Source organism: Salinibacillus kushneri (assembly GCF_900111405.1).
Lineage (GTDB): Bacteria > Bacillota > Bacilli > Bacillales > Alkalibacillaceae > Salinibacillus > Salinibacillus kushneri.
In genome coordinates, this window is the sequence record NZ_FOHJ01000001.1 from 482,174 (window position 1) to 494,180 (window position 12,007).

The following is a 12,007-nucleotide window of genomic DNA, read 5'->3' on the forward strand; positions in this document are numbered from 1 at the left end:
CATTATTAAGTCATAAATGTTTCTTGGTCCTATTGAAGGAGGTGAAGAGATGTTTAATTTGCCAACCTCGACTCTGCTTGCTTTCTTTCCATGGCCGGTATTATTTATCGGATCGGCCATTGTTCTTTACTTTGTCTTCAAAAAACAGGATGAACTCGAAGAACAGGATGAATAAAAGGAGGAGGACGTTTTATGGACTCTGATGGTATCGTATTTATTATCTATTTGTTAGTGCTTATGACAGTTGGACTTTTATTTACACGTCGGGCTTCCCAATCACCTGATCACTATTTACTGGGGAATCGTGGTGTTGGGGCTTGCGCAACTGCGATGACTATGCAAAGCAGCTCCATGAGTGGATATATGTTTATGGGGGGACCAGCTTTAGCTTTTCAGCATGGATGGTATGCTCTTTGGTATGCAATTGGAGATGCAGGAGGAGCCATTGTTAATCTCTCCGTACTGGGAAAACGAATGAGACGAATGTCTGAAAAGCTTAGTGCTCTGTCTCCAATTGAGTACTTAGAAAAACGGTTTGAAAGCCCAATGGTGAGAGTCATTGCCTCTATCATCTCTATTATCTTTATCTTAGCCTATGTTTTTGCCCAATTTATTGCTGCCGGAAAAGCCTTAACTCAATTAACTGGTTTTTCCTATGAAATGGCATTAATTATAGGGGTTGGGGTTATTGTGATTTATACCGTTGCAGGAGGATACTTAGCTGTAGTGTACACCGATTTTATACAAGGGATTATTATGGTGATTGGCGTACTTGGTATATCCATCTTAGCCTTCAATCACATATCCTTCTCAGACTTAAATGCCCAGCTGGCATCCATTGACTCAACCTACTTAAGTATATGGGGCAAAGATTTGGCTTATTACGGACAATGGGGTGTTGTCATTGGAGCTATCCTCATTTATCTAGTCGGCTATATGGGACTGCCACATGTCGTAACCCGTCATATGTCCATGAAAAGCACGAAAACGGTAAAAGGAGCTATTATGTGGGCTGCTACATGGAATCAGCTCTTTATCTTTATCCCCTATGTATTAGGGCTAATTGGAATTGTGTTACTCCCTAATCTAAGTGATCCTGAAATGGTTATTCCCGAGCTTACCTATCAATTCTTTCCAGGCTTTTTGGCAGCATTACTCCTCTCAGCTATCATGGCAGCCATTATGTCAACATCTGATTCTCTCTTAATGCAAGCCGGTACCATTTTATCACGGGATGTGTACCAGCGATTTATCAACCCAAATGCCAGTGAAAAGAAAGCGGTTCTCGTTTCAAGACTCTGCATTTTAATCGGTGGTCTAGTAGGAATAGCCATTGCGATTTATGAACCACCCGCTGTTGCAGCCCTTGTTATCTTTTCATTCGGTGTACTAGGAAACAGCTTTCTCGTTCCATATGTTGCCTCGGTTTATTCTAAAAAGGCGAATCATGTAGGCGCCATTTGTGCCATGATTGGCGGTGCAACAACTAACATTTTATGGACAACATTGGAGTTTGAAGGGGCTACAGGTGTTCATCCATTCCTGGCAGGTTTAATTGTCTCCTTTATCGGAATGGTTATTGGAAGCCAATTCGGAAAGAAACCATCAGATAAAATGAAGGAGGCTATTGATGATTCCAAAGGGAAAAAGGCTCTTCCTTCCAAAATGGAAAAAAGGATTGCACACGACCTATCTCCTGAATCTAACAATATCTCCGAGTTTTTGGCTAATCAATCGCTGACTACATTAAAATCATAGAGGTGTATCAAATGACAACGGAATTTAACGTATTACCCCATTCTATCCGTTCAAAGGAAGCACTTCAGAAGATTACCAGTTTAGATAGAAAAAACAACTATACCATAGACCAGAAAGTTTTTTACCCTTATCAATTCGTTTCCTATCATATAAAGGTTAAAACCTTCCTAGTAAAAGAAGGGTATCTCGGATGTACGATTGATATGATTAGTGGTCGTGAATCTGTTATCGACAGTAAGCCAACGTTTTTTAAGAAAACTTTATGTAAAAAGGAACGTATTCAACCTGTATTAACCAGAGAGAAGGCTGAAAAACAGGCGATTCAATATTTTCAAAGACAGACTGCGAAAAGATTAAAATTTTTGGCTTTACCCAGATATTCTTTAACGGATAGTCATTTATTCTATCGCCCTTATTGGATTATATCTTCCAAGAACCATCGCTTTATTGTTGATGGACTCTCAGGAAGATTTCACCCTTTAACCTAAGTAGCTCAAAGGAGGATTTAAGATGCTTAAGCATGATAATCAATTAATCTCAAAGGATGCTCAGTATGTGTGGCATTCCATGAAACCATACAATCCTGAAAGCACAATGATAGCAGAAAAATCAAATGGATCCTGGATTGTAGACCATAACGGCCGTCGTTTTTTAGATGCTATGGCGGGTCTTTGGTGTGTGAATGCCGGCTATGGCAGAGAAGAACTGGCACAAGCAGCTTATGAACAATTAAAGAAGCTTGCTTACATCCCACTTGTCCAAACCCATGAACCTGCTATTAAATTAGCGGAGAAAATCAATGAATGGCTCGATGATGAATATGTAATTTTCTTCTCCAATAGCGGATCAGAAGCAAATGAGGCTGCTTTTAAGATTGCCCGACAGTATCACTATCACAATGGGAGCCCTGCAAAATATAAAGTGGTTTCACGTTACAGATCCTATCATGGAAATTCTTTTGGAGCTCTTGCTGCAACCGGTCAAGCTCAGCGCAAATACCAATATGAGCCCCTTTCACCAGGTTTTCTCCATGTAGCCCCACCAGACACCTATCGTGATGAAGAACCGATTCAGCGAGCGGAAGAGATTGATCAAATCATGACCTGGGAGCTTAGTGAGACGATTGGGGCCGTTATTATGGAGCCAATCATTACAGGGGGCGGTGTCATCATGCCGCCAAGGGATTATATGAAACGTGTGCAGGAAATTTGTAAAAAGCACGATGCCCTTTTCATTGTGGATGAAGTGATTTGCGGTTTCGGACGCATGGGTGAGAAGTTTGGTCACCAGCTATACGGAGTTAAACCAGACATTGTCACCATGGCAAAGGGAATTACCAGCGCCTATCTCCCCCTTTCGGCAACAGCTGTAAGAAAGGATATTTATGAATCCTTTAAAGGAAGCGGGGAATATGACTTTTTCAGACACGTGAACACGTTTGGAGGAAACCCTGCAGCCTGTGCAGTTGCTTTAAAAAACATTGAAATTTTCGAGAGAGAGCAGCTGGTTGAACGCTCAAAAGAAAAAGGAAAATATCTGATTAACAGTCTGCTTACACTTGAAGAACACAAAAATGTCGGGAATGTACGCGGTGAAGGACTGCTCGTAGGAATTGAACTCGTGGAGGATAAAAAGTCTAAGAAGCCACTTAACGAAAAAGATGTCAATCAAATCATTCAAGAATGTAAAAATCGCAATATCATCATTAGTAAAAATGGAACAACCGTTGCAGGATATAATAACATTTTAACCCTCTCTCCCCCATTAAACATTGCGGAGGAAGATTTAAACTATTTGATTCATCAGCTTTCGGAAGTCATCTGGACCGTTTTGCCAAAATCATAATAAAGTCTAAGGGAGGATCTTACAACAACTAATCCTCCCTTAGACTTTTTATTGTCGTATTCGGAAGTGAGTTTACCAATGATGATGGGGTTATAGCTACAGGATAATAGCTGGACCCTATGATTTTTCTTTAATCATATTTTATCGCTACATTTTTTACTTTAGTATAATTATAGAGTGCAATAAAGCCTTTCTCCCTTCCGAAACCACTCTTTTTATATCCACCAAAAGGCATTTGTATGCCTCCGCCTGCACCATAATTATTAACAAAAATCTGTCCTGCCTCAATCTTGCTGGCTAAATAATGAACACGACTTATGGTTTCCGTCCATATACCTGCCACTAAACCATAATCTGTACCGTTTGCTAATTGTAGCGCTTCCTCGGTATCTTTAAAAGAAAAGACTGTTAAAACCGGGCCAAAAATTTCCTCTTGAGCTAATCGACTATTAGGGGATACGCCATCAATTATTGTAGGTTCCAGGTATAATCCGCCACCCTCAACATTAGCAGATTTCCCTCCTACTACAATTTCTCCTTCCTTTTTCGCTAATTCTAAATAATTTATAATTCGGTCATATTGACGTCTATTTAAAATAGGGCCAATATCTTTATCTTCAAGAGCACTACCTATGGAGAGTTGCTTAAAACGATTTACAACATGCTTCAAAAATTCCTCTTTAAATGATTCTTCTACTAGTAATCTGGATCCAGCAGAGCAGGTTTGACCTGCATTTTGGATAATGGCTTTTACAACACCATCAACAGCTTTTTCTAAATCGCAATCTCCAAAAACAATATTTGGAGATTTCCCTCCCAATTCCAGCGTGGTAGGAACAACATTTTCATTAGCAGCTTTCGAAACAGTAATGCCTGTTGCAACAGATCCTGTGAATGTAAGGTGATTTATGCCAGGATGCGAAGAGAGGCTTGCCCCTGCTTCCGTACCATAACCTGTCACATGGTTAAAAACACCAGGCGGGAGATGAAGCTGGTCAAAGTATTCAGCCATTTTGCATGCTGTCATGGGGGTATCCTCTGCACTCTTAACTACTACCGTATTACCTGTTGCAATAGCAGCTGCAACACTTCTGGAAAGGATTTGTATGGGATAATTCCAAGGAATTATATGAGCCGTAACTCCAATGGGTTCCCTTGTAACATAATCGATTAGTCCATCTTCAACGGGAATCGTATCCCCCATTACTTTATCAGCTGCCCCTCCATAAAATTCAAAATAACGAATCGCTGCATCAATATCGGCATAACCCTGTGTCAGTGGTTTTCCAACATCTTTTGACTCAAGTCTTGCTAACCGATCACGATTATTTTGTAATTTTTCCGCCACTGAATACAAGATTCTGCCGCGTTCAAATGGTTTAATCTTTCTCCATCTCTCACTTTCAAATACCTTTCTGGCTGCATTCACCGCAGCATCGACATCTTCTTTAACTCCTCGTGGGATTGTAGCCATCATTTTCCCTGTAGAAGGGTCAAATACATGAATTTTTTTCGCATTGGAACAATCTACCCATTTCCCATCAATGTACATTTTTAATTCTTCCATATGGCTCACCCTTCTGATTTACATCTTATATCCCTCGGCCTCCATCTACATGGAGAACACTACCCGTAATCATTTTAGCTTCCTTAGATAATAAAAATGATACTGAATTTGCAATATCCCCTGGTGTCAACAAATTTCCAAGGGGAACACTTTGTCTGAAGATATCCTCTTTCACTTCTTCAATGTTCGCTCCATCTGCAGCAAATTGTTCAAGCATGTCTGTATCACACGGTCCAGGGTGCAGGACATTAGCATTAATTTTAAAGGATGCCAATTCTAGCGCTAAAGCTTTCGTAAATGATTCAACTGCACCTTTCGAGGCCACATAGGCTTGAAGTCCCGGTCTCGGCCTCGTAGTGGCTACGGATCCAATATTAACTATACTGCCTTGTTGTTCCTTTTTCATATATTTCACAGCTTCTCTGCACATTAAAAAGGTCATCGTCATGTTAATGTCTATCGTTTTGTGCCATGACTCTAAACTCACATCCTCAATAGGTGTAGAAGACTGGGCGATTCCTGCAGCATTGACGAGTCCCGTAATGGTATCAAACTTTTCAACCGCTTTGAGAAACGCTTTTTCTACAGCATTTTCTTCTAATAGATTTGCCTTTATCGATAGAAAATTTGATTGATTATGATGGTTGTCTAATTTATCAACATTCATATCACAGCCTACTACGTTTGCCCCTTCAGCCAGTAAGGTCTCAACAATTTCCTTGCCCATACCACCACCGGCGCCAGCAACGACAACAGTGCTATCCTTAAAAAGCATGATATCCTCTCCATTAACGATATAGTTTTTTAATGAAGGCATTACCAACATCTTTTGTCGTAGCATTGCCTCCAATGTCCGGTGTTAAGGTCTTATTTTCCAGTAATAATTGTTCAATGGCGAAAACTACATGATCATGTAAATCCTTCCGTCCGAGGTGATCTAGCATTAATGCTACGGACCAAATTTGTGCAAGCGGGTTGGCAATCCCCTTCCCCGCTATATCTGGCGCCGATCCGTGTACAGGTTCAAACATAGATGGAAATTCTTTTTCCGGGTTAATATTCCCAGATGGTGCCATACCCAACCCACCTACAATGGCTGAACCCAGGTCTGATAAAATATCCCCAAATAAGTTAGACGCCATTACCACCTGAAAGCGTTCCGGTCGTTCCACAAAATATGCAGCTAACGCATCAATATAAATCTTTTCATACGCTAAAACCTCATTCGCAAAAATTTCTTCAACAACTTGATCCCAAAATCCCATTACATGAGTAATTGCATTAGACTTGGTCGCATTTGTGACCTTGGTATAATGATGTGCCTTGGCATACTTCATAACATACTCCGTTAATTGTGCTATCCCCTGTCTTGTCATAATCGTATTTTGAACAGCTAATTCACGTTGATCTCCTTGAAACATAAGTCCTCCCACATCTGAATATTCACCTTCTGTATTTTCACGGAAAATGACAAAGTCTATTTCTTCAGATAATCGGAGAGGGCTCTCTATTCCCTTGAGCAACTTAACCGGACGTAAATTGACATATTGCTTAAAGTTTTTTCGGATCGGCATAATGAATTCCCAAATGGTTACTTCATCAGGAACTCTACTATCTCCAATTGCCCCAAAGAGAATAGCATCATATTCTTGTAAGATTGCCTGACCATTGTCAGGCATCATCCGGCCATACTTTAAATAATATTCAGAGCCCCAATCAAAAATCTCATAATCAAGCGTAATCGACTCTCTATCATTGATTACACGAATGACTTTTAACGCCTCTTCCATCACTTCCTTACCGACACCATCTCCTGGTATTACGGCTAATTTATACATTTTTACTAATCCCTCTTAAAAAGTTTAAAGCAGCTTTTCGATAAATTTCAGTCGTCTCACCAAGCTCATTTAATTCAACATATTCATTGACTTGGTGTGGAATATTTCGATCTCCGGCACCTATCGTTACAATAGGCACACCATGGAGGTGAAGGAATGTACCATCTGTAGCACCGGGAACTCCATTATAGACAGGACCTTTTCCTAATACTTCCTTCACTGAAGCATGAACAGCTTGAACAACAGGGCTCTTTATGTCTGTCTCTGTTGGAGGACGATCTTCAATTACATCTAAACTCGCTTCAAAATTCTCATCCTGTTCTTTTAACTCAGTAAATGTATTTTGTATCTTTGTGAGGAGTTCGTTATGATCTTGGTTAGGAACCGTTCGAATATCTAATGTAGTCATACAACTTTCGGGAATGACATTAATTTGTGCATCACCTGTAATGGGTGCTTTTAGAACAGTGGGTGTAATGCTTGGCCCCTTTAGAAATTCATGTTCACCATGAATCTTTTGCTCTTCTATTTCCAACTGTTCAAGAGCTGTAATAATTTTTGCCATACGCCAATTTGGATTTATGCCGCTCCAGGAAATTGCACCGTGTGCCTGCTTACCTTTTACAGTGATTCTAATTCTAAGTGCACCCCTCTGGGCAATACAGATTTGATTCTCCTCTGGTTCACAAATAATAGCTCCATCAACATCATCAGCCCAGCCCTTTTTAATAAAGTGCTTTATACCTATCATCATGCCTTCCTCATCTACTGGAATACATAATATCATTTTCCCAGTAAACTCTTCCTGATCCTCAAGTAAGGACTGAACAGCCGTAATCATACAAGCTAAATTGCCTTTTGTGTCATTTGTACCTCTGCCATACATTCGTCCATTAACGATTTGTGCACCAAATGGATCATACTTCCAGCTGGCATGATCCCCCTCCGTAACAACATCGGTATGACCCTCAAATAATAGGGTTTTTCCTGGCTTGCCAGAATCTATTACTCCAATGACATTTGGTCTGCCAGGCTCAACTTCTTCAACATAAGTCTCGATTCCCAGATTTTCTAAATAACCAGCCACAAAACTGGCCACCTTTTGTTCGTTACTATTTGGATCCTCAGGTCGATAAACACTGGGAATACGCACTAATTGCTGGGTTAATTTGACAACATGTTCATAGTCTCTTTTCAAGCGTTCTTTTTTTGCTAACTTCATATAAACTCCCCTTTTATGAGTTATGATTAACCGTTTGTTCTTTCAATGGAAAATAATATGGCTGTTGTTTAAAGAGCAGACTAAAGAGAACAAAAACGATTAACGAAACAAACACAGGAATCGTAACCGTATCTACACCCAATAAATCTCCGTAAGCTTGATTATAAAAATGAATCCCAATGTAGGAACTAATTCCAGCCACCATTGATGCAATCGCTCCATATTTATTGGCATACTTCCAATATAGACCTAAAACAAGCGGCCAAATAAAGGCAGCCTCTAAACCGCCAAAGGCAAATAGATTTAAGAAAATCAATAACTCAGGTGGATTAATCGACAACAGAAAAGCAATAACTCCTATTATCCCTGTTACGCCCATACTTAATTTCTTTACCATATTTCTATTTGCATCCGGCTTTATATAATTGATATAAATATCTTTTACAACAGATGAACTGACTAATAAAAGAAGAGAATCAACCGTAGACATCATCGCTGCTAGAGGTGCGGCCAAAATAATACCGGCAAGAACAGGAGGCAGAACTTCAAGCGCAACCATTGGGATAACCTGATCAGCAACCTCGATACCTGGTAATACCGGGCGGGCAAGTACACCAATCAAATGCATATTCAACATGATAAATCCAACAACAATCGTTCCAATCATTAAAGCACGATGCATGGACTTTGAATTTTTGTAAGACATCGCCCTAACAGCTACCTGAGGCAAAGCAACTACCCCTACTCCAACCAGAATCCAAAAGGAAGAAACATAGAGATTCGTTAGCTGGCCATCTTGTCCATATGGAGTAACTAAATTAGGGTTTTCTGCCATTAAATCTGCAAAAATATTATTCAATCCACCTCCAGCTACGACAACTGCAATAAGTAAAATAAGGGTTCCAAAAAACATCACGATACCTTGAATCGTATCGGTTAATGCAACCGCTCTAAACCCGCCAATAGTTACATATATTAATACTGAAATGGAGAAGATAAATAGTGCTGATACGTAGGAAAGACCTGTTAATGATTGAATTAAATAAGCTCCACCAACCCACTGGGCTACCATTGCCGAAAATAAAAAGATAATTATACTAATGGCAGAAATCATAACAACAGATGTACTTTTATACCTTTTTCCCAAAAAATCTATTAATGTGACGGCTTTATAATGTCTGGTAACAATCGCAAACTTTTTTCCTAATATGAGTAATACAAAATATCCAGTAGCCACTTGAGTCATGGCAAGCAGTACCCACCCAAGTCCAATTGAGTATGCCGCTCCTGGTCCTCCTAAAAAGCTTGATGCACTGCCATATGTTGCGACCATCGTCATAGCTAAGATTAGTCCACCAAACTCACGGCTTCCAATAAAATAATCACTTAGGAAGGAAGATGAACTGGCCATTTTACGATTGGACCAGATACCAATTACAAATACGATAGCGACAAAAATAAGTAATGGAATAATAACAGCCCAATTCATGCAGATTTCACCTCATCACTTTCATCTTCCTCATCACCAAAGGACACCTCGACTAATGCAAATTTCACAACGCCCCAGACCAATATAACCATTACGATAAATCCAACAATACAGCTATAGAAAAACCAAGCGGGGAACCCCAAAATAAAGGTATACTCATCCGGAGATTTTGATCCAAAACCATAAGCAAACCCATACCACCAGATAATGTTGAATACTGCCAAACCACAACCTATCAAAGCTTCTCGATGAGCAATTTTAAACCTCTTATCTTCCTTAGCACTCTGGCTCATTCAAAAACCTCCCTCTATAAAATAGTCGTTTGTTTTATTTTATTATCAGAATATTAAAAATTAATTAGACAAAGTGTTAAACGTAATGGGGGATAATGTGACGAGTAGTCTAGGTCAATGGTGAGTAGCGGGGGTAAGACGGTTGAGGGGGATTGTAACCCAGCAACTCCCTCAGCACTTATCCCCTTCTATAAATCATGCTCAAATTAGCCAGATTAAAATTATCCTTCTGGCAGAGACAAAACCCGTCATTTGTCTATAAAGCGTACCAGGTACCATTCCGTGTGCAAATCACCACCCTCTCCCTTATAATAAAACCATAGCAACATATGGATGGAGGTAACTCAATGCACTCAATTTTAGATCAAATCCAGCTGAAATACCAGACTCTGAGCAAAACCGAAAAAAAAGTGGCAGATTATGTGATAAAGCATAATAAGGATTTGTTAAATATACATATTCAGGAACTAGCGGATAAAATTGATGTATCGGTAGCGGCCATTACTCGCTTCTGCAAAAAAATTGATGCGGTCAGTTTTGTCGACTTTAAAATTTTGCTTCGTGATGCAGTGGAAGAAAACTATGAAGCGGATGATGCTATTACAAAAGTGAATCAAATTTATGAATCCGTTATTAAATCAACCAATTCGCTTACTAATATCGGGTCATACAAAAAAGCCTGTGAATGGATGTTACAGGCTAGTCGGATACATATTTTCGGCATCGGCAGTTCTGGCTTGTCTGGACAGGAGTTTAAAGCACGGCTGTCCAGGATGGGATTTGCTGTTGATACGCACACGGATTCACATGCAATGATTATTGCGTCCTCGATTCTTTCATCAAACGATCTTGTGATTGCGATTTCCAGTTCAGGACAAACGAAAGAAATTATTGATGGCATTGAAATAGCCAAACGAAGAGGAGCCAAGGTCATCTCCATCACCAGTTATTCGCATTTGCTGCCCCATTTCCCGTAATTGTCGCCACAAGAGCACTGGAACCAACCGATGACAACGCAGGACCGCCAGTTTTATTTCCGAAAAGGCCGAATGCAAAATCGGTAAAAAACTGTCCGCCCCCGGATTTCATTAAAAAAGATCCGAAAATGACAAACAGGATAAGGACTGTTGAACTTACGTAAATAGGGGCACTGAATATTCCTAATGTCCCGTTGAACATGTGATCAACCATCCTGTCATACCCTACCCCTGGATGTGCCAATGCCCCAGGAAAATATCTGCCTAAGAAGATGTAGGCAAGGAAGAATACACCAATGGCAGACATCAAAATACCATTTGTTCTCCTCGTAGCTTCCAGTACGAGGACAATAAAAATTGTTCCAAAAGCAATGTCACTATTATTGATATTTCCCTGTCTGCTTTGAATCGCTTCTGCCCCTGTAATCATATAGAAGGCTGTTACTATGGTCAAAAGCACGATAAAAACATCCATGACACCAAACTTTTTGCCCTTTTTATAAGGAAATAACAAAAATATTAATAGCAGCGCCCATATAACATGGACACTTCTTTGCTGCCAAGATGATAAAGTCCCAAAGCCGGCTGTATAGACATGAAAAATGGACAGCCCAATGGCAAGCAGGCTTATAATAAGCATGAAAATTCTAGAGCGATTCCATGTTTTATTTCTCTGTTTCCAAATCTCTTCAATAAACGCCGGCTTCTCCTTAATTGTCGTATCAAGCTTTTGAGTTTGGATCGTTTGGGTTCCCATTTTTTAATCACCTCCAATATGAAATTAATTCGACCATAGTGTACGGCCACGACACTGACAATTTTCCCCATAATTAAGTCACTAGCCTCTACAGCTAATAATCGTGCAGTTTTTTTGATAGCGTTTTCATAATTAAGCGCAAAATCACCAATGTATTTCTTCAACAATCGCTCACCAGGATGTACCGCTCCTATTTACAAGGATATCAATTTTACCATAGTTATTTGTGACAGATGCTCTTCCGTTTTATCCATGCGACTG

Annotated in this window: 12 protein-coding genes; 5 read left to right on the forward strand and 7 right to left on the reverse strand. The window is 39.9% G+C overall.

The features are described 5' to 3' along the window. Positions 1-49: 49 nt before the first annotated feature. Genes BMX63_RS18610 through BMX63_RS02240 form a run of 4 tightly spaced genes read left to right on the forward strand, consistent with a single transcriptional unit; the run spans position 50 to position 3,603 of the window. Positions 50-175, forward strand: coding sequence for a hypothetical protein (locus BMX63_RS18610; RefSeq protein WP_281242706.1), 126 nt, complete (start codon positions 50-52; stop codon positions 173-175). Between the two features lie 17 nt (positions 176-192). Then, positions 193-1,758: a sodium/proline symporter gene (locus tag BMX63_RS02230; RefSeq protein ID WP_093131514.1), complete on the forward strand. Its 1,566-nt coding sequence runs from the start codon at positions 193-195 to the stop codon at positions 1,756-1,758. An 11-nt stretch (positions 1,759-1,769) separates the two neighbouring features. Beyond that, positions 1,770-2,246, forward strand: a complete 477-nt coding sequence (locus tag BMX63_RS02235) for a hypothetical protein (RefSeq protein ID WP_093131516.1) — start codon at positions 1,770-1,772, stop codon at positions 2,244-2,246. Between the two features lie 22 nt (positions 2,247-2,268). Further along, on the forward strand, positions 2,269-3,603 hold the full coding sequence (locus tag BMX63_RS02240) for an aspartate aminotransferase family protein (RefSeq protein WP_093131518.1): 1,335 nt from the start codon (positions 2,269-2,271) through the stop codon (positions 3,601-3,603). Positions 3,604-3,733: 130 nt separating this feature from the next. Here BMX63_RS02240 and BMX63_RS02245 read toward each other — a convergent pair whose 3' ends face one another. The 6 genes from BMX63_RS02245 to BMX63_RS02270 are packed head-to-tail and all read right to left on the reverse strand — an operon-like array spanning position 3,734 to position 10,012. After that, positions 3,734-5,170 carry an aldehyde dehydrogenase family protein gene (locus tag BMX63_RS02245; RefSeq protein WP_093131520.1) on the reverse strand — a complete coding sequence of 479 codons (1,437 nt, stop codon included), beginning with the start codon at positions 5,168-5,170 and terminating at the stop codon, positions 3,734-3,736. Between the two features lie 25 nt (positions 5,171-5,195). After that, a complete protein-coding gene (locus tag BMX63_RS02250) occupies positions 5,196-5,945 on the reverse strand; it encodes an SDR family NAD(P)-dependent oxidoreductase (RefSeq protein ID WP_093131648.1) in 750 nt (249 codons plus the stop codon). A 13-nt stretch (positions 5,946-5,958) separates the two neighbouring features. Continuing rightward, positions 5,959-7,008 carry an isocitrate/isopropylmalate dehydrogenase family protein gene (locus BMX63_RS02255; protein WP_093131522.1) on the reverse strand — a complete coding sequence of 350 codons (1,050 nt, stop codon included), beginning with the start codon at positions 7,006-7,008 and terminating at the stop codon, positions 5,959-5,961. Continuing rightward, positions 7,001-8,230 carry a M20 family metallopeptidase gene (locus tag BMX63_RS02260; protein WP_093131524.1) on the reverse strand — a complete coding sequence of 410 codons (1,230 nt, stop codon included), beginning with the start codon at positions 8,228-8,230 and terminating at the stop codon, positions 7,001-7,003. Before BMX63_RS02260 ends, BMX63_RS02255 begins: the two co-directional genes overlap by 8 nt. A 13-nt stretch (positions 8,231-8,243) precedes the next feature. Beyond that, positions 8,244-9,719 (reverse strand): sodium/pantothenate symporter, encoded by a 1,476-nt coding sequence (panF, locus tag BMX63_RS02265; protein ID WP_093131526.1) that lies wholly within the window; start codon positions 9,717-9,719, stop codon positions 8,244-8,246. After that, complete coding sequence (locus tag BMX63_RS02270) at positions 9,716-10,012, reverse strand: YhdT family protein (RefSeq protein WP_093131529.1); 297 nt, start codon at positions 10,010-10,012, stop codon at positions 9,716-9,718. The genes panF and BMX63_RS02270 overlap by 4 nt, the downstream gene beginning before the upstream one ends. 347 nt (positions 10,013-10,359) lie before the next feature. Between BMX63_RS02270 and BMX63_RS02275 the strand changes: the two genes are divergently transcribed. After that, positions 10,360-10,989, forward strand: coding sequence for a MurR/RpiR family transcriptional regulator (locus BMX63_RS02275; protein WP_093131531.1), 630 nt, complete (start codon positions 10,360-10,362; stop codon positions 10,987-10,989). Here BMX63_RS02275 and BMX63_RS02280 read toward each other — a convergent pair. Further along, positions 10,952-11,746, reverse strand: a complete 795-nt coding sequence (locus BMX63_RS02280) for a TRAP transporter large permease subunit (protein WP_093131533.1) — start codon at positions 11,744-11,746, stop codon at positions 10,952-10,954. The two genes, BMX63_RS02275 and BMX63_RS02280, sit on opposite strands and share 38 nt — an antisense overlap. Positions 11,747-12,007: the final 261 nt, after the last annotated feature.